Raw genomic sequence first — 18148 nt, forward strand, 5'->3', positions numbered from 1 at the left:
CGGCTCGTGCACAGGCTGCCTGTCATGGTCTGTTCGAGGGGCATTCGTCTTCGCTCACGACGGCCTCGGCCCGGTATCGGCCTGACGGCGCAAGACGACGATCTGCTCAATATCGGTCCTACAGACCGGCCTCAGCTGTTCACCTTCGTCCGCGCTTCCGACTTCTCCAGATAGTATGACGAATATCTGTCGAAGAATTTTTCCGAGCCGCCGATCGATCCATACTTCGCCAGCTTCTTCAAATCGACCTTGTTGAGGACGACGCCGACGATCTTGTTGGCGATATAGGATTCCGAACTCAATATGGATTGCACCATCGCACGCGGCGTGCGCCCCCACTCGGTCACGAGCACGAAGCCGTCGGCAAGCGGCGCAAAGGCCTTGGCATCAACCACGGGGCCGAGCGGCGGCAGATCGACGACGATGTACTGGAAGGTCTCCTTGGCATTGTCGATGAAACGCCGCATCCCGGCCGACGACAGAAGCTCGCTTGTGTGCGAGAAATGACCGCGCGGCACGGCGGGGACGATCGCCAGCTTGGTCTGCCGGTCGATCTTGCCGACGGACTGCCAGGTCTGCCCGCTCACCACCGCTTCCATCAGGCCTTGCTCGGCTTCCATGCCAAGGCTGCGGCTGAGGCCGGGGTTACGCAGGTCGCCGTCCACCAGCAGCGTTTTCGACCCGTTGGCGGCAAGCAATCCGGCCAGATTCGCCGCCACGGTCGACTTGCCCTCGCCGGGAAGGACCGAGATTACGCCGATGACCCGGCTGCCCTGCCCTTCCATCACCACGTCGAAGGCAATCTTGGCGCTGCGCAGCGTCTCGGAAAACATCGATGCCGGGGCGTCGATGCTCACCCGCATGCGCGCGCGTCTTTCAGCCGCCGACGCTGATTGGGCGGTTTTGATATCCGCCTGACCGTCATCGCGCTTGTCGTCCTTGGCGACCTTGCTGCCAATGATCGGCAGGTAGCCAAGGAATTTGAGGCCGACGCGATCGCGAACGTCTTCGCCGGTCCTGAAGAACCGCTCCCTGAACTCATTCAGGCCACCAACCCCGGCTCCCAACATCACGCCAAGCACGAGCGAAAGTCCCAGCACTATGGACGTGCGCGGGGTTGCCGCGGACTTCGGCAGCGTCGCGTCCGAGATGACGCGGATCTTGCCGACCGGGAAGGACTGCTGCTGGGAGGCTTCCTCGTAGCGGCCAAGGAACGTTTGATAGAGCGTCGAGAGCGCCGTTGCCTTCTGCTCCAGTTCGCGCAGCTTGACCTGCGACTGGTTGTCGATGGAACTCTTGCCAGCCGCTAACGCGACATTTGCACGGAGCGCCGTCTCGCGCGCGAGAGCGACTTCGTATTCGTTGCGGTAGCTTTCGGTCAATTGCTTCAGCTCGCCGAATATCTGCGCCGATATGTCGGCCCTTTCCTTGGCAAGTGCGACCGCCTGGGGATGCTCAGCCCCGAAATTGGCTTCGATATCCTGCTGCCGCTTGGCGACAGTGAGATAGCGGGTCTTGAGCGTTGAAATGATCGAGTTGCTCGGCTGGTCGGCGGATATGGCGGCGTCCCTGAATGCGTTGTCCGAACCGCTTTCGACGATCGACTTGTATTGCTGGTAGCGGGCGCTGGCGCGGGCGGTGTCGGCCTGCGCCTCAATGAGCTGGCCATTGAGGTCCGACAGTTGCTTGTCACTGATCAACTGGCCGTCATCGACGGCCAGCCCATGTTCGGCCCTGAACTTCTCGACGGCGAGCGCCGCTGCCTGGGAGCTTTCGCGAAGCTCCGTCAGCCGACCTTGCAGCCAGACCGCCGCCCGCTCGGTCGCATCGAAGCTCGCATCGAGCTGATCGGCGAGATAGGCGTCGGCATAGGCTTTGGTAACCGCGGTCGCAAGTGCGGGGTCCGTGGCCTGGTAGGCGATGGAGATCACATAGCTGCGACCGATGCGCTCGGCTTGCACCTCGTCCTGCAGTTTGAGGATTGCGTAATCGCGCCGCGACGAGGCAATCATCGCGTCACGCGTCGCCGGGTCAAGCTGAGTAACATCGGCCGTACCCACGGCGGGATTGGGACGGAAATACCGGACCACGCCGCGCACAAAACCGGCAGCCTTCGACACGGCCGACGTCGGAGGGTTCATGAAAGCGTCGTTCTGATCGAGCTTCTGCTTGTCGACGACCACCGCCGCCAGTCTCGCCGAGTGGAGTATTTCGATCTGGCTCAGAATGGCGGAGTCGGTCTGCATGCTGACCGACGCCGCCGAGACCTCGTCAACGACCTTGTTCAATCCTTCATCGATCAGCACACGGCTCGTAGCCATGTAGGTGGGAGGCGTGGTCTGCAAATAGAGCACGCCCAGAAAAAGTCCGATGGCAGCGCATGCCGCAACCACCTTTGCCTGCCTTGCTGCCATGCCGAGCAGGCGCTCGACATCGATGAAATCGTCGGCGCTGACTGGGTCCGAACTCGGCAATGGTTTCCTCTTGTCGAGAGGAAAATTGGCATAATTCATCTTCGGTCCAATTCAAGTTTGCATCTAAAGCGGCGGTCTCTCAAGTCGAACGCGCCGCCGCTCTATTTTTGTTTGAGCCTCGGAAACCCTGTCTCCACTCGGGTCCGCTGCTCTCGTTTGCAGGCGCTAGAGCGGGAGCATCAGCATATGCCCAACGCAAGCTTCATGCCAGCCACCGCGAGACCTGGGCAGTCAAACATATCGGCATGTCTTGCGTCACCATTCATATGCTTGCTCCCAAAAAATGGGCTTTATGCGGCTTCTACCCGGCGCTCATGCAACCGGACGAACTCCTGAAGCATCTCGAAGATCGGTCCCTTCATGTCGTCGCGCGCCAGCGCGAAGGCGACATTGGCCTGGATGAACCCTTCCTTCGAGCCACAATCGAACATCCGGCCGTTGAAGGGCTGCGCGAAGAAAGCCTGGCTTTGCGCAAGGCGGACCATGGCGTCGGTCAGTTGGATCTCATTGCCGGCGCCGCGCTGCTGATTGCCGAGCAGCCCGAATATTTCAGGCTGCAGGATATAGCGGCCGTTGATGTAGTAGTTCGACGGCGCATTCGCCGGAGCCGGCTTTTCGACCATGGCGGTGACCTCGAAGCCCGAGCCGACATCGGCGCCGCAGCCGACGATGCCGTATTTGCTGGTCTCGGTCGGGTCGCAGCGCTCGACGGCGATGACGTTTCCGCCGGTCTGCGCATAGAGGTCCGCAATTTCAGCGAGACATCCGCGACCGCCGAAGGACACCATGTCCGGTAACAGCAATGCGAAGGGCTCATCGCCGATGACTTCCCGGGCGCACCATACCGCATGGCCCAGACCTTGCGGTGACTGCTGCCGGATGAAGCTCGTCGCACCAGCCACGGGAAGCAGGCTTTCCAGCGCCTGAAGCTGCGCCGTCTTGCCGGTCTGCTCCAAAGTTCCGATCAATTCTGGATGCAGGTCGAAATAATCCTCGATGACCGCCTTGTTGCGGCCCGTCACGAAGACAATGTGCTCGATGCCGGCTTCGAACGCCTCGTCCACCGCATATTGCACGACAGGCCTGTCGACGACCGGCAGCATTTCCTTCGGCATCGACTTGGTCGCCGGCAGGAATCGCGTTCCAAGCCCCGCTACCGGTATGACTGCCTTCCTGACTTTCTTCATTGCATATTCCTTCTGAGGAGATCGACTTCAACCTGTCGCAGGCCGCGAAAACTATTTTTCAGCTGCCTGCACCCTTCACCTCCCCCGCACCCACGGCAAATTGCGCCGCCACCCTTCGCAGCCGAACGGCGATCGGCATGCCCATATGCCAAACCGCCGCCGGATCGCTGAGCGCCGTCCACACCGCCTTGAGTGGGGATCGCGCCTTGATGTGCTGGACCAGAGAAAGGAACGACGCCGCCTTGCGCAGGCTGCGCGTGCGCCTTGCGAAAGCGGCTGCGGCCTTTGCGTCCATCGAATGGGTTCTGGCGAAAACGAGGTCGGCCTTACGCATCGCCTCGACGTGATGAGGTTCGAGCACGCGGGAAATGGAGCCGGTCCGGATATGGTAGACATAGCCGGTCGTCGGCTCGACCACGCACTTGCCGCCCTTGGCCAGAGCACTGGCCAGCAGGATGTAGTCCTCGCCGATGATCAGGCTTTCGTCATAGCGAAGCCCGTTTTCGTTCAGAAACCGGCGCTGGAAGATCGGTTTGAGATAGCCGAGATTGAACCTGGATTCGAAGACCACATTGCCGGCAATATAGTCCGCCAGCGAGATTTCACTCAAACCCTCGAGATAGTCGGCAGGGAACATCGTCTCTTCGGCAACACCGTCCTCGCGAACCACCTGGAGATTGTCGACTGCGATCGCGGCGCCCGCGTTCTCGGCGCGGTCAATCATGGTGCAGATCCGCCCGGGATAGACCGCGTCGTCGGAATCGAGGACTGCCACCCACCTGCCGCGGGCAAGCTCAAGGCCGACATTCCTGGCGCCGCCTGGACCGCGGTTTTGCTCAAGTGCGACGACGCGCACGATGTCTTCGGGGTAGGATCGCGCCAGATCGAGCGTCCGGTCGCGCGACTGGTCGTCGACGACGATCACCTCCACGCTCACATCGCGCTGGGCGATGGCGCTGGCGATCGCCCGCTCGATGGTCAGCTCCGAATTGTAGGCGGCAATGACAAAGGTGACGTCAGGCTGCACGCTTGCCCCCTTCCTGCGGCGAGGGCAGGCCGTATTGGCGGATTTCACGCACGCCGACAAGACCGCTCACGACGCCGACATGCATGATGCCGCGAAGCACGCTGCGGTTCCTGCGCACGGGACTGATGGCGACCGGGATTGCCGATGCGAAACAAAAAACCGCCTTTGCCGAGGCGAGGCCGACTTGCCTGACCAACGCGAGGCCATGCGCGTCGCGCCCCAGCAGGTGCCCATGCGTCTGCCCGACGCGGAACCGGCGGCGACGGAGCCAGTCGAAAGCCGCCCTGGCGCGCGGCACCACTTCATCGACCCAGGCCTGCGGCGAAAAGGCGATGCGACCGCCGGCCTTGACCATATGGTCGAAGAATTCGGTGTCCTCGCCACCGGTCTGACCACGCGCCAGGCTGAATCGCCGGCCGCGGAGGCTGTCGGCGCCCATCCTGAGCAGGACGTTGCAGGTGTAGCCGGTGCGGATCTCGCCGCCCACCCAGACGGGCAGTGTGGAGTGAAAATCGCCGCGGCGCATCCAGTTGGGCGCATCCGGCCGATAGCGCGCCCGCACTGGCCCGAGCACGGCGGCAGCGCCACTCAAGTCCGCCGTCGCAACCAGTTCGACTAGCCATCTGGACGATGCCGTTTCGTCATCGTCGAGGAAGGCGACGAAATCCGCCGTGCTGGCGTCGAGGCAGGCATTGCGGGCGATCGAGATGTTGCGTGCCGGGCAATGACGATAGCTGATCGGCAGCTTCAGCGTCTCCGCCAGCGTCGCCACCAGCAGTTCGGCCGTCGGACCGTCATCATTGTCGGCGACGATGACTCGGATGTCGAATCCCGAAGGCACGTCCAGGGCGGCTACCGAGCGAAGCGTGTCGGCAAGCTCCGGCCGCCGAAACGTGCAGACGCAGACGTCGACGCTGCGGTTTTTTTCGGCCACACCCACTATGCCACCCTCCTACGCTGCGATCGCGGTCCGAGCAGTTGCAGCCAGAAACCGACGGACCAGCCGAAATGCATGACCATTGCCGAAATCCCGGCAAGGGCACTGTCCGGATTGCGCTGGCTGATCGCAATCCACACGCCATAGCCGAGACAAACCGACGCCCACACCAGAATCGGCATGACTGCCAGCCAATGCACGAAGAAAAAGGCAGAGAGAAGGACGACAGGGAACACCAGGAGCGGCACCATCTGCCGGACCTTCGGTATCATGCGGTGCTTGAGAACGTTCTTTGCCCGGCCGCGGCCATAGCCGAGATACTGGAAATAGAGGCCGGCGAGCGACGAGCGCGGGTAATAGATCATTTGCGTCTTGCCGCTCATCCAGATCCGGTAGCCGGCCTTGCGCAGCCGGTAGTCGAGCTCCGCATCCTCGTTGTGGCTGAACGTCTCGTCATAGCCGCCCACCGCCTTGAACGCCGAAATCCGCATCAGCGCATGGTGACCGTGGTCGACCCACTCTCCCGCCGAGAGATGCCGGTGCTTGGAGCCGCCCGTCCCGAGCTTGGAATTCTGTGCAGCCGCAACCGCGTTCTGCACTGTGCCGCTGCCGCTGGTCAGCATCGAGACGACGACCGAATCGGCGCCGGTGGCCAGCGCCTCTTCGATCAGCCGATCGCAATAATCCGGAGGGTAGCCGCCATGCGCGTCGATGCGAATGAAATATTCAGCCCCATCGCCGTACCTGGCGACGGCGAGATTGATCGCCGCGCTCTGGAGGCGCTTTTCATTGTCAAGAAGGATGATCCTAGGATCCTTCCTGGCGATCTCCTCGACGATCGCCCTGGTGCCGTCCGTGCTACCGCCATCGGCAACGATGATCCGGGCGCCGAGCCTTTCGGCGGCCGGTCGAAGCTCGTGAGCAAGCGCACCGATGTGAGCCGCTTCGTTCAGGCACGGAATCACGATCAGGTTGGACGGCATTTCGGTCTGCATCATCGACCCATCTCCTTCCATAGCCATCCTAAGCCAGTGCCTCGGCAGCATATGAACCGGGCGCGACCGTCAATCCGCGAAGCTTCTCGACGAGCGCCCGGCAATCGCTGCGATCGTGGCTCCAGGTTCGCGGATTGCGGGCAAGAACACGCGCCCGCAATTTCCCGAAACGATGCTCCTCCAACTCGCCCAAGGCAGCCTCGAGTGCCTCGGGAGTGGCTTGAGGCAAGAGAACACCGATTCCCTGCTGGTCGAGGAACCGGCCGGTTTCGGTGTGGCCCATCGAGATCGGCACGGCGCCGAAGCGGCAGCCCTCGTAGAGGCGGTTGGGCAGCAGCCATTCAGAATTCAGCCCCTGCTCGAAAAAATCGATGGCCCAGGAAAAATGAACCTCACGGTAGATCGTCGCCATATCTTCGGGATTCCGATAGGGTCCGCCAAACGAGAGCCAAGGCTCAGATTCGACGAAACCGTGGAAATCCGGAAATTCGGAAAGCGCCGGACGGCCCCTGAGGATGATTTCGAAGCGGCCCTCGAGTCGTCGGGAAAATTCGGCCAGTAGCTCCAGGGAGCGGCGGCATCGGAGCGCGCCGAACCAGCCGATCCGCCAAGGCGGAGCGACGGGCTCCGCCGCCATGCGATCATTCAGCGAAACCGCGGCAGGCTCGAAATATTTGTTTTCGAGCAGTTCGACCGGCGCGGCAATCTGCCCGAACGGCTTGAAATAGTTTGCGATGAAGGCCGGCGAACTGGTGACTAGCAGCTTTACATCCCTGGCCAGATAGCGCTCCGCGCCGCGCATCGCCTTGCCCAGAAAATCGTCGCGAAGCATCAGACGATGGATGTCGAGACACTCATAGACGATCGGCACGGTTGCCTGGAATGCCGATTTGGCACGCCGGGCAAGCGCCAGCATTTCCAGATTGCGCGCGATGATGAGGTCGGGTCTCGGCATCGAACCGAGTTTCGACCCGATCGAAACCGCCGCCTTGGTGACCGCTGCCAGCCGTTGGGCGAATCGGCCGTCGCGCGTCGCGCCAAGATCGATCGGCCGCAAGCCCTCGACATCGGCGATCGGGCTTACAGTCCGACGGAAGCCCGCCAGTGTGACCTGGGCGCCGCCTGCCTTGAGCATTATGATCCGCCGGCGCACTGCCGGGTCGGAGACGTCGTGTACCAAGTACAAGACATGCAGCATGAAAAACTCGACCGCTGTTGGCCCACCCGAAAGAATCCTAGTACAGCTCGTGCTGCATCGCAACATTTTTGTACAGCTCGTGCTGCATCGCAACATTTTTGGTGCAGCGTAGCAGGGATCGACGTTTTTGTGTCGACGTTTTTTGTTGCGCTGCAAAATTATTGCCGTAGTTTGATGGCAGCATCGGGCATGGGTCGGGACTCCGGGACCGGCACGAAATCAGGGACCCTGAATTTGCAAGCCAATGCATTCGACCCGCCAGAGGGCTCTCTCCGCAGATCGGTCGGACGCGGCGCTATCATTACGGCTTTGGCGCAATCGGTGCGGGTTGCGACGCAGATCGTCTCCGTCATCGTGCTGTCGCGCTTGCTCTCGCCGCAGGACTTCGGCGTCGTGGCGATGTGCGCGCCCGTGCTGGCTTTCATCGCGCTGTTCCAGGATTTCGGCCTGACCCAGGCGACGGTTCAGAAAAGCGAAATCAAGCATGAGGAGGTCAATTACCTCTTCTGGGTCAATGTCGCGGTTAGCGCATTGCTCGCCTGCGTGCTTGCCGGCGCGGCGCCTCTGGTCGCCGCCTTCTATGGCGAACCGCGGGTGTCTGGTCTGGTGGCAGCACTCGGGCTGCAGATCATAGCCTATGGGCTGGGCGGCCAGCATCTGGCGCTGCTGACACGCCGAATGCAGTTCGCCCGTTTGGCCATCATCGACGTCGCAAGTGCCATTGCCGGCCTTGCCGTATCGATTGCCTGGACTTTCATCGACCGTTCCTACTGGGCGCTTTTTGCCGGCACCCTGACAGCAGCCGTACTGCCCACGCTTTGCTACTGGGCAAACTCGCGATGGCGCCCCAGCCTGCCGCGCAAGGTCAACGGCATTAGCGAGCTGATCAATTTCGGCGCCGGCATCACCGGGTTCAACTTCGCCAACTTCTTTGCCCGAAATCTCGACAATGTGCTGATCGGAAAATACTGGGGCGAAGCGCAGCTTGGACTCTATGACCGCGCCTACAAGCTGCTTCTGTTTCCGTTGAGCCAGATCACCAACCCGCTGTCGAAGGTCATGGTGCCGGCTCTTTCCAGGCTGAAGGACGAGCCGGATCGCTACCGCAGCGCTTACCTTCGCGTCATGCCGCTGATATTGCTGGTCGCACTTCCAGGTGTTGCCTTCGCCATCGCCATGGCCGACGTGCTGATACCGTTCGTGCTCGGCGAGCAGTGGCGGCAGAGTTCCAGCATCTTCCTGGCGCTCGGTTTTGCCGGGCTGCTGCAGCCGCTCAACAACCCGGCGGGATGGCTTTTCATCAGCCAGGGCCGCTCGGGCGATTTCATGCGCTGGGGCATCATAACAGCCTTGACGTCGGTGCTGGCCTTCCTGATCGGCCTGCCCTATGGCGCGCTGGGCGTGGCGATCGCCTATGCGGTCAGCGAGTATCTCAGAACGCCTTTTCTGTGGCTGTATATCGGAAAGACCGGGCCGCTGCGGGCAAGCCATATGCTTCGCGCGGCAACGCCCTTCGTGCTTGGCGCGCATCTGGCGCTTGCTGCGATCTGGTTCGCCAAGCCGTTGCTGCCGCAACAGCACATCTTCGCGATGGCGAGCGCGGTGGCGCTGTCCTACATGATCACGGTCATGACCGCGCTGGCGTTTGCTTCCGGCCGCGAGGCGTTGCGGGAGGCCCTAAGACTGTTGCCGGCACGGGCGCCTAAGGCAGCGCCAAGCGAGGCAAAGTAACTTGCACGGACATCCATACGAGGACCAGGTCTGATCCCATGCACTACCGATCGATCTCCGACATGAATGACGCGATTGTCAGGAACCTTCACCGGTTGCCGCGCGACATCGACCTGGTGGTCGGGGTCCCGCGAAGCGGCATTCTCGCCGCCACCCTGCTCAGCCTGACGGCGAACATTCCGATGACCGACCTGGACAGTTTCCTGGCCGGAAAGATCTATTCTTCGGGCGTCACCAAACGCCGCGCCGCGCTCGACCGCCAGGCGACCGATATGCGCAAGGTCCTGGTGATCGACGACAGCGTCAGCGGCGGCGCTGCCATGAGAGAGGCGCGCAGCCGGGTAGAGGCCGCCGGCATCAAGGCGGACTTCACCTTTGCCGCGGTGTTCGGCCTGCTGCCCCAACACGAGGAAACCGACATCGTCCTCGAGGTCGTGCCGCATCCAAGGATGTTCCAATGGAACTTCATGCACCACAAATTCCTCGCGCAAAGCTGCGTCGACATTGACGGCGTGCTTTGCCTGGACCCGACCGAAGCAGAAAACGACGACGGCCCCGCCTATGAGAAATTCCTGGGCGAAGCGCTGCCTCTGTTTGGCCCGACCCGCAAGATCGGCTGGCTCGTCACCAGCCGGCTCGAGAAATACCGCGCGCTTACCGAAGCATGGCTGGCAAAGCACGGCATAGAATACGACAAGCTGATCATGCTTGACCTGCCGAGCAAGGCAGAACGGCAACGGCTTGGCGTGCATGGCAGTTTCAAAGCCGATTTCTACCGCAAATCCGATGCCATCCTGTTCATCGAAAGCGAGCACCAGCAGGCCCTCAAGATCGCCGAGCTTTCCGGCAAGCCGGTGCTGTGCGTTGAAACGCATCTGGTAATTTATCCCGACACGCTGTCACTTCCGGCACTTGGACAGGCGGCGCGCAACCTTCCGGGCAGGTTAAGGCAGATCAGTTCGCCTGACGGGCGCAAGACGGCAATCAAGACCGTCGCGCGCACGCTGCTTGGCGAACGCGGTTACGAGACGCTCAAAAGCCGGGTCAAACGACCGGCTTGAACCCGGTTTCGGGACTTAAAGCGCGTCACGCGACGCGCGCTTTAATTTTTTTTATGCGGTCGTTGTCGCAAAACCGCTACGCACCCCCGGGTCAGGCCCGAGCGCATGCTTTTGGGCGACATGCGTTAGGCGGCTTGCCGCGAAGGCTGTTGTGTCGCCCTCTCCAGCATCGAGAAGAAGGTCGCGAATTGACCCGCCGGATCGAGTTCCGGGCGCTCGGAGAATGCACGCGCCGCCGCTGAAAGCCGCCCATATTCCAGGCTGTCGGTCCACAGACGCCTGACCACTGCCACCCAGTCGGCGAGTGGGGCATCGTAATCCAGCACCACGCCACCGGAGCCGATCGCTTCGGGCAGGCCGCCACGACGCGAGCCGACGACTGGAATGCCGCTGCAATGGGCTTCCGACGCCACCCGACCCCAGGCCTCTTCCCATTTGCTGGGAGCCAGCAGGATTTTCGTGCGGCCGTAGACCGTCTTCATGTCGTTGGTCCGGCTCTCCAGCGTGACGTTGCCGAGCGGCGCGATCGTCTGCTCGATCCGGGCCCGATGATCATCGTCAAGCTTCCAGCTTTCGACGAACAGGAACGGGATTTCAGAGCAGGCGGCGGCGATGCGCACCGCAAGCTCGAAACCTTTTTCCTCATAGGGGTTGATCAGCGTGACAAACTCGCCTGTCGTCGGCGTGCGGTAGAGCGCGGGATTGATGGTCGGCGGTATAACCGTCGAATCGATATCGAATTTTGCCTTGTAGGTGCGCGCCGTGAACTCGGAATTGGCTATGTAGAGCGCCGAATGCAGCTCGCGCAGATCGCCGCCCAATTCGTGGAACTCGACATTCCTGAGATAGACGACCAGCGGCACGCCTTCGGCCTGCAGCGCCTTGCCGATCGGAACCGACTTGTGGCACTGGACCACGGCGACATCCGGCCTCAGCTTTTCGACGGCGAAACCCGCCGCCTCCCAGGGAAACCAGGCGCGCACGACCGGATAGCCCGGAAAGCTGTCGATGACAGCGCGCTGCCTCAAAAGCTTCATCTTGGCGCGCGCCTTGTAGCCGAAGACGCCCTGGCCGAACAGGGCGGCGAGCACCGAAGCCTCATGCCCGTGCTCGCGCAACTGTTCGGCAAGGTGATGGGTGCTGGACTGGACACCGCCGCTGAACTGGGGCGTGTAACCGTTACCGCCTGCAAAAAGCACTTTCATGGTTTCGGCTCCTTGTCGCATTCTCAAGTTTACGGGCAATGACGCACGGCTTATTTACGGATGCTGGCTTGCGACCCGCTTCAAGCATCCTGCTGCGTCTCCAAATTGGCGAACGGATTGGTACACGGCTGCCATCCGGTGAACCGGACCGGGTCGGCTGGCGAACTGCGCCGGGCGTAGTCGGTCAGCATATGGAACTCGGCAATGACCCAGCGGTCGAAATGCCTCAGGTCCTGTTTTTTCTGTTCAGGCAGAAACCGGCGTGCGGCGCCCAATTTCAGCGCCTCAAGCACAGTGACAGCATCGCCCAGCTTTGTGTTTGGAAATATCCAGGGGTTCCGCTTCTGGAATTCCAGGACGAACTGCTGCAAATGTTCGATGCGCATGTTCAGCCTGCCGAAATATCTTTCGAGCGTGACGCGCACCAGGTCTTCGTCCGAAAGCGAGGAAACGGTGGCGTAGGCGATGCCGGTCGAAGCAACTCCGCCAGCCATGATGGCCAGTGCCGCGCGTCGCGAAACCTTGGTCATCCGGCCATTTCCTTTCCTGCTATCCGGCTCGCCGCCCGCAGGGAGAGGGCTGCCGCCGTCAGGCTCGGGTTGGCGCAGGAACAGCTTGGATATGTGCTTGAGCCGACGACAACCAGGTTCCTGAGCTGATGGTGGATCATGTCCCGATCGACCACCGAATCCGCCGGGCTCGAGCCCATCCGCAACGTGCCCTGGACATGCGACTCGGTGCGCCGGATGCCGCGATCGAAGATTTCTTCGACCGGCAGCGGCGCCAGAAGCGCCGCCAATTTCTCCTTTGCCCGCGCCATGCCCTTGACCGCATAGTCGGATGCTCCCGCGAAACTGACGAAGGCGTTTTCATCCTCGTCGAGAATCACGAGATTTTCCGGGTCGAGCAGGTCTTCGGTAACAATGATGATGGGAAGCGTCTGACGGACACGTCCCTTCTCAGGGCGCATCCCGTGCTGCCAGCGGTTTTCGAAATAGACCAGCGCCGCCGCATGATCCGATCTGTGAGCGCCGTCATAAAGGCCGAAATTCAAGCCGGTGGTGATGGTGCTTCCGTCGAAATTATCGACACCGTCGAGATAGGCTTCGAAATTCCATCCGTAGGATTCGTGCAGGCCGCGCCCGACGAATTCGCCCGACAGGCCGGACCGCAACATGATCGCCGGGCTCTGGATGGCATTGGCGCCCAGTATGAAAAGATCGCCGCTGACCGAATATTCCTTGCCCTCATGCACGAATGCGACCGAACGGACCGAACCGCCGATATGGTCGAGCCGGCGCACTTCAGCGCCAAGGCAGACCGAAACGTCGGGATGCTCGAAGACGTGCATCAGGCCATTGTTGGCGGTGAATTTGGCATCGACCGGGCATAATCCGCACCGCAAGTTGGCGCAGCAAGAAGACCGTTGCGCGGTCGGCACGCGCGCGCGGGCTGTCGGCATGACAAAATGCTGGTCCGGCTGCGCCGCTTTCATCATCCGGTCCGGCGTCGACATGTGATGCGGTGGCTGGGGAAATGGCCTGGAACGCGGCATCATCGCCGCCATGTCGGGGTCGCCTGAAATCGACATGACGTCCTCTGCATCGCAGTAAAACGGCTCGAGCTCGTCATAGCTGATCGGCCAGTCGTTACCGACGCCGTAGAGGCTTTTCAGCCTGAAGTCGTTCGGGTGAAAGCGCGGCGTCTGGGCGAACCAGCAATTCGTTCCGCCACCCAATCCGATGGTGTAATTCCACGGCTTGTCAGAGTTGGTCTTGTAGGTGGTCTTGTCCTCGATGTCGGTGTTGACGTTCTGCTCGAGCTGCCATTCATGCGTGTTGTGCCCGCCCCATTCCAGAACCAGAATGCGTGCCTTTCGCTGCTTGGCGAACGCATGCAGGAAGAAGGCCGAACCGAAACCGGAACCGACTGCGACAAGATCGAAATGCTCGTTGCCGATCTGTTCCGGCCTGATGCCCAGCACCATCAGAGAAGACCCCTTGTTGACACGAGCGCGTTCATCGAAGCCTTCGCGATCGTCCTTGATGTCCTGGCCACCGGCCTGTCCCGCCTGATCTCACGCCGCCATCCTGCCGATCGAGTGATATTCGATGCCGTAGCGAGCGATGACCTTGGGGTCGTAGAGGTTTCGACCGTCGAAGATGATCGGCGTGGACAGCGCATCCTTGATCGCGTCGAACGACGGTGCCTTAAAATTCTTCCACTCGGTGGCGATCATGAGCGCATCGGCGCCACGCAGCGCTGCCTCCTTGGTCCCGCACAAGAGCAGATCCTCGCGCAGTCCGTAGACGGCCTGGCATTCCTGCATCGCCTCGGGATCGTAAGCCTGCACTTTGGCGCCGGCCTTCCAGAGCGCTTCCATCAAGACCCGAGCCGGCGCCTCACGCATGTCGTCGGTATTGGGCTTGAACGCCAGGCCCCACAGCGCAAAAGTCTTGCCCTTCAGATTGCCGTTGAAACAGCGGTTCACCTTATCGAACAGGACCGATTTCTGTTCGTTGTTGCGTTCCTCGACGGCGCGCAGCAGCTTGGCATCGAATTTGACGCCTTCGGCGGTCTTGATCAGGGCGCGCACGTCCTTGGGGAAGCACGAGCCGCCATAACCGAGGCCCGGATAGATGAAGTGGTAGCCAATGCGCGGATCGCTGCCGATGCCCTTGCGGACCTCCTCGATGTCGGCGCCGAGTTCCTCGGCCAGATTGGCCATTTCGTTCATGAAGCTGATCTTGGTCGCCAGCATGCAATTGGCCGCGTATTTGGTGAACTCGGCGCTGCGCACATCCATCACGATCATCTTCTCGTGGTTGCGGTTGAATGGAGCGTAAAGCTCACGCATCACCGCCTCGGTGTCCTCGCTGCCGGTGCCGACGATAATGCGGTCGGGCTTCATGCAGTCGGCCACCGCGGAGCCTTCCTTGAGGAATTCCGGATTGGAGGCGACGTCGAAAGTAAGATCCTCGCGGCCCCGCGCCTTCAGCGTCACGGCGATCCTGGCCTTAATCTTTTCGCAGGTGCCGACCGGCACGGTCGACTTGCCGACGACGATCTTGGGCGCATCCATCTCCCGGCCGATGGCCTCGGCAACCGCCAGCACATATTTGAGGTCGGCCGAACCATCCTCGCCCGGAGGCGTGCCTACAGCGATCATCTGGATCTGGCCATGCTTGACGGCGGCCGCGGCGTCGGTGGTGAACTTGATGCGGCCGGCCGCATGGTTCTCCTTGACGAGGTTTTCGAGCCCGGGCTCGAAAATCGGAATGAGGCCCTGATTGAGCCGCTCCACCTTTTTCACGTCGATGTCGACGCATAATACCTGATGGCCGACTTCGGCAAGCACCGCCGCTTGCACCAGACCGACATAGCCGATTCCAAAGACCGTCAAATTCATTTGATTTCATTCCTGTTCAAGACTTCGGAGCGCTTTCGGCCCGGCCGGTTCAGATTGGTCTTTATTTAATGCTGCATGCCAGCGATTCCGGAAACTGGCATGGCTGGCCGAGCGCCGTGAATGCGATGCGATCCACTTGCAAGGTAAGCTTGCGACCCGGATCCGAAAACGGCCCCAGCCATTCCTTCATCGTGTCGCTGCCCCAGAGGCTAAAAAATATCTTTTGCGCATGGCTGGGCAGCTTTGCCGGATCGGTGATCGTGTTCACCAGCTCGCCATTGACGTACCAGCGCAGCCGGTCCTTCTCCCAGACGAAGGCGTAATCGTTAAAAGCCTTGTCGGTGCCGCCAGCTACATCCACCACTTTCTCGTTATTGCCCTTGCCGGCGATGTAGGCGTTGACCTGCACTTTGGAGGTGTCCTTGGTCAGCACCTCGAAGTCGATTTCATCCCACGGCTGCTTATCGGTGGGGCCGATGTAGGTGAAGAAGGAGGCGTTGATGCCAGAGCCCGAATCGGTTTTCATCCGCGCCTCATAGGTGCCATAGCCGAAGCGCTGCTTGGATTGGACCTCGCCGCAGGCAAAGTCGCGATCCTTCACTTTCTGCTTTTCGAAACCGAGCGTCAGCATGCCATTGGAAAGCTTGACCTGCTTTTTGGACCAGATGCAGTTCTGATACTTGCCGTTCGCCCAGCCGTCGGCAATGTACCAACGCGCCCGGTCGAAGCTGGTGAAATCATCGACGAACGATGGCGCAGTCGGGATGTCCTGCGAACGGGAAGGGGTCGGGCCCGCAACCAGGCTGCCGAGTGCGACCAGCAGAAACGCTCCGCCCGAACATAGCTGCCTCAGTTTCCCTTGCCTCATCATGTGCGTGAACGGCCGGTCGCCGGTTGCTCGGGTGGACGTGCTTTTCGAATCCGCGTTCATACCAAACTCACCTTGTGCTGTGCGCCCCCCCAACCCAAATCGATGTTCAAAACCATGACGAAACGAGCTGATCTTGACCTTCTGCCGGTAGCTTCCCCGGTTGCCTGCTTCTTGCCCAGTGGCGCCACCCAGGCTCTTTGAAATTTCACCCCGCGCCGGCGGCCGGGTTGGCGAAATCGGCCTTGTTGGCCGAGCCAGGTTGGGCGCTTTCGTCGAAGATAGCATCCAGCGAATGCCGGAGACCCTTCATCAATTCGTTCTGGCGGGCGAGCGCCGCGATGCGCCGCTCGTAATTCAGGATCGACTTCGTCAGTTCGCTGACCTCGGAGGATCTACTGGAGGAGGCCGCGCCATTTTCGATCGCCTCGACCAGGAAGGCGGCGTTGGTGGCCTTTGTCCGGTAGCGATTCTCAAGCCCGTTTTTCTCCGCCTCGATCTCGGCTGCGATCTGGTCAAGCAGCTTTGCCAGGCGGTCAAGGCGCGAGATATCGGTCTGCCTGTCTCGAGCCGGATCCCTTGATCTGAAGCCAAATATGGAGGCCATGCGCTCAGTTTCCTGTCATAGCCGGCCTAAGCTGTCCCTTGTGCCCGGCCGGGCCAAAAAAGTTCTTGTCGCATCGTCCAGCTCCTCTCACAGGCGGACATTTTCGGCCGATTCAAACAGCCAATCAAAATTGCTGCACCGCAACATACATGCCATTCCCAAAGCGAGTAGGCAACCACCTAGTGCGGCGAATCGGAAATTCGCATCGTTTTGAGGCAGGGTAAGGACCTGTTGACATGATCGGTGTGGCGCGCCGGCGGACCAGCTCAAGCCTCGCCGACCGGGCTGGTTGCGGCCATGAGAAAGCGCCGCGACGGCACAGGCTGTTTCGAGCCAAAGCCGGCGCGGCGAAACAGCGCATCCAGCTTGTCGGCGGCCACGCCGCGAACGATGGGGATGAGATTGGATTGGCTGGCCAGGGCGTAGCCCGCAGCCGCTGTCAGCCCTCTCTCGTTCTTCACGTCGAGGAAGTTTCGCAATCGATATTTGTCGCGCACCTGCCGTTCGTGCTTTCTGAGCACGGCCTTGGAGCCTTCCGGCAAACTGTCGATCGCCAGCAGCGCCAGATCCGCGTCGGCCAGACGCTTGAGATCCTGCGTCCTGTGCTGGCCGCTCAGCGAATCCGCGCGAACGATCGCTCCGTAGCCGCAGGACCTGATGACCTTGAAGCGCGCCCCGCAAGCAACTGCGCGCGCGTAGAGTTCATAGTCTTCGCCCAGCCGCAGGTTTTCGTCATAGCGCAGCCCATGCCGGTCCAGAAAAGCGCGGCTGATCACCGGCTTGAGGAAACCCAACTCACCTCTCTGCACACGACGACTGGAGATGTTGCCTTCGATGAAGCGCTCGAAATCGAGAAATTCCGGATCGGCCGCAAACCGCGGAGCGGTGATTTTCGAAACGTCGGTCGCCGCATCGTCCCTGATCATCATGATGTTGTCGGCAGCGAAATCCCAATCGGCGCTGGCGAACAACTCGCGAAATCTGCCCTCGAGAAAAAAATCGTCGGCGTCCAGAATGCTGATGAACGGCGATTTGGAGCTGGCGATCGCGGCGTTGCGGGCCAAGGAAGGACCGCCGTTGACGTCGAGCCGGATGACGGAAAGCCTGCCGCTGCCATCGTCGGCCGCCCGAACGACTTTCGCGGTATCGTCAGTGGAGGCGTCATCGACGACGACGACTTCGGCCACCTCCGGCTCGCGCAAGGCCGATGCGATGGCAACCGCAATTGTCCGCGCCGCGTTGCGAGCAGCAATGATCACGCAGACTTCCGGTTCTGTCATCAATTCGCCTCTCGACTGCACAGGTAGCTCCGAATTTTCTCCCCCAATGCAGCTCTCGTTCTCACTGACTGCCCGGCTGTACGAAACATCAGCCGGCGCTTATGCTGCGAGTGCGAAGCATCGTTAAAATCACTCGCTCCGTCCAGTCTTTCCTTTCGGGGTCGTCATG

At 61.1% G+C, this 18148-nt stretch carries 15 protein-coding genes; 2 read left to right on the top strand and 13 right to left on the bottom strand.

The features are described from left to right. Positions 1–131: 131 nt before the first annotated feature. From X738_RS45735 to X738_RS45760, 6 genes are all read right to left on the bottom strand, one after another. Positions 132–2513 carry a polysaccharide biosynthesis tyrosine autokinase gene (locus X738_RS45735; protein WP_023796733.1) on the bottom strand — a complete coding sequence of 794 codons (2382 nt, stop codon included), beginning with the start codon at positions 2511–2513 and terminating at the stop codon, positions 132–134. A gap of 251 nt (positions 2514–2764) precedes the next feature. Further along, entirely contained in the window at positions 2765–3661 is an 897-nt protein-coding gene (locus X738_RS45740; RefSeq protein WP_023796734.1) for a UTP--glucose-1-phosphate uridylyltransferase, read from the bottom strand. A gap of 58 nt (positions 3662–3719) precedes the next feature. Beyond that, the gene (locus tag X738_RS45745; RefSeq protein ID WP_023796735.1) at positions 3720–4688 is read right to left on the bottom strand and encodes a glycosyltransferase family 2 protein; all 969 of its coding nucleotides are present in this window, start codon (positions 4686–4688) and stop codon (positions 3720–3722) included. Then, positions 4678–5628 carry a glycosyltransferase gene (locus X738_RS45750; RefSeq protein WP_023796736.1) on the bottom strand — a complete coding sequence of 317 codons (951 nt, stop codon included), beginning with the start codon at positions 5626–5628 and terminating at the stop codon, positions 4678–4680. The genes X738_RS45745 and X738_RS45750 overlap by 11 nt, the downstream gene beginning before the upstream one ends. After that, positions 5628–6623, bottom strand: coding sequence for a glycosyltransferase family 2 protein (locus X738_RS45755; RefSeq protein ID WP_031253983.1), 996 nt, complete (start codon positions 6621–6623; stop codon positions 5628–5630). The genes X738_RS45750 and X738_RS45755 overlap by 1 nt, the downstream gene beginning before the upstream one ends. A gap of 25 nt (positions 6624–6648) precedes the next feature. Then, positions 6649–7818, bottom strand: a complete 1170-nt coding sequence (locus X738_RS45760; RefSeq protein WP_023796738.1) for a glycosyl transferase family 1 — start codon at positions 7816–7818, stop codon at positions 6649–6651. A gap of 234 nt (positions 7819–8052) precedes the next feature. Between X738_RS45760 and X738_RS45765 the strand changes: the two genes are divergently transcribed. Both X738_RS45765 and X738_RS45770 read left to right on the top strand, forming a co-directional pair. Further along, positions 8053–9549: a lipopolysaccharide biosynthesis protein gene (locus tag X738_RS45765; RefSeq protein WP_023796739.1), complete on the top strand. Its 1497-nt coding sequence runs from the start codon at positions 8053–8055 to the stop codon at positions 9547–9549. A 38-nt stretch (positions 9550–9587) separates the two neighbouring features. Next, positions 9588–10610 carry a phosphoribosyltransferase family protein gene (locus tag X738_RS45770; RefSeq protein ID WP_023796740.1) on the top strand — a complete coding sequence of 341 codons (1023 nt, stop codon included), beginning with the start codon at positions 9588–9590 and terminating at the stop codon, positions 10608–10610. A 125-nt stretch (positions 10611–10735) separates the two neighbouring features. Here the strand turns inward: X738_RS45770 and X738_RS45775 are convergent, their stop codons facing one another. From X738_RS45775 to X738_RS45805, 7 genes are all read right to left on the bottom strand, one after another. Then, positions 10736–11815 (bottom strand): glycosyltransferase, encoded by a 1080-nt coding sequence (locus X738_RS45775; RefSeq protein WP_023796741.1) that lies wholly within the window; start codon positions 11813–11815, stop codon positions 10736–10738. A gap of 80 nt (positions 11816–11895) precedes the next feature. Continuing rightward, the gene (locus X738_RS45780) at positions 11896–12345 is read right to left on the bottom strand and encodes a hypothetical protein (RefSeq protein ID WP_023796742.1); all 450 of its coding nucleotides are present in this window, start codon (positions 12343–12345) and stop codon (positions 11896–11898) included. Continuing rightward, positions 12342–13802, bottom strand: coding sequence for a GMC oxidoreductase (locus X738_RS45785; protein WP_023796743.1), 1461 nt, complete (start codon positions 13800–13802; stop codon positions 12342–12344). The genes X738_RS45780 and X738_RS45785 overlap by 4 nt, the downstream gene beginning before the upstream one ends. Positions 13803–13892: 90 nt before the next feature. Further along, the gene (locus X738_RS45790) at positions 13893–15224 is read right to left on the bottom strand and encodes a UDP-glucose dehydrogenase family protein (protein ID WP_023796744.1); all 1332 of its coding nucleotides are present in this window, start codon (positions 15222–15224) and stop codon (positions 13893–13895) included. Positions 15225–15285: 61 nt separating this feature from the next. Next, positions 15286–16155 (bottom strand): family 16 glycosylhydrolase, encoded by an 870-nt coding sequence (locus tag X738_RS45795; protein ID WP_023796745.1) that lies wholly within the window; start codon positions 16153–16155, stop codon positions 15286–15288. Between the two features lie 145 nt (positions 16156–16300). Next, positions 16301–16699, bottom strand: a complete 399-nt coding sequence (locus X738_RS45800; protein WP_023796746.1) for a hypothetical protein — start codon at positions 16697–16699, stop codon at positions 16301–16303. A 266-nt stretch (positions 16700–16965) separates the two neighbouring features. Continuing rightward, positions 16966–17979 (bottom strand): glycosyltransferase family 2 protein, encoded by a 1014-nt coding sequence (locus X738_RS45805; RefSeq protein WP_023796747.1) that lies wholly within the window; start codon positions 17977–17979, stop codon positions 16966–16968. Positions 17980–18148 lie beyond the last annotated feature (169 nt).

Origin of the sequence: Mesorhizobium sp. L48C026A00 (assembly GCF_000502375.1) — a bacterium.
Lineage (GTDB): Bacteria > Pseudomonadota > Alphaproteobacteria > Rhizobiales > Rhizobiaceae > Mesorhizobium > Mesorhizobium muleiense.

What these genes read in the sequence shown, in the direction of transcription:
- X738_RS45800 (WP_023796746.1), bottom strand. Translation starts at nt 16,699, where the DNA reads ATGGCCTCCATATTTGGCTTCAGATCAAGGGATCCGGCTCGAGACAGG.
- X738_RS45755 (WP_031253983.1), bottom strand. Translation starts at nt 6,623, where the DNA reads ATGATGCAGACCGAAATGCCGTCCAACCTGATCGTGATTCCGTGCCTG.
- X738_RS45780 (WP_023796742.1), bottom strand. Translation starts at nt 12,345, where the DNA reads ATGACCAAGGTTTCGCGACGCGCGGCACTGGCCATCATGGCTGGCGGA.
- X738_RS45770 (WP_023796740.1), top strand. Translation starts at nt 9,588, where the DNA reads ATGCACTACCGATCGATCTCCGACATGAATGACGCGATTGTCAGGAAC.
- X738_RS45740 (WP_023796734.1), bottom strand. Translation starts at nt 3,661, where the DNA reads ATGAAGAAAGTCAGGAAGGCAGTCATACCGGTAGCGGGGCTTGGAACG.
- X738_RS45790 (WP_023796744.1), bottom strand. Translation starts at nt 15,224, where the DNA reads ATGAATTTGACGGTCTTTGGAATCGGCTATGTCGGTCTGGTGCAAGCG.
- X738_RS45735 (WP_023796733.1), bottom strand. Translation starts at nt 2,513, where the DNA reads ATGAATTATGCCAATTTTCCTCTCGACAAGAGGAAACCATTGCCGAGT.
- X738_RS45785 (WP_023796743.1), bottom strand. Translation starts at nt 13,802, where the DNA reads ATGGTGCTGGGCATCAGGCCGGAACAGATCGGCAACGAGCATTTCGAT.
- X738_RS45805 (WP_023796747.1), bottom strand. Translation starts at nt 17,979, where the DNA reads ATGACAGAACCGGAAGTCTGCGTGATCATTGCTGCTCGCAACGCGGCG.
- X738_RS45775 (WP_023796741.1), bottom strand. Translation starts at nt 11,815, where the DNA reads ATGAAAGTGCTTTTTGCAGGCGGTAACGGTTACACGCCCCAGTTCAGC.
- X738_RS45760 (WP_023796738.1), bottom strand. Translation starts at nt 7,818, where the DNA reads ATGCTGCATGTCTTGTACTTGGTACACGACGTCTCCGACCCGGCAGTG.
- X738_RS45795 (WP_023796745.1), bottom strand. Translation starts at nt 16,155, where the DNA reads ATGAACGCGGATTCGAAAAGCACGTCCACCCGAGCAACCGGCGACCGG.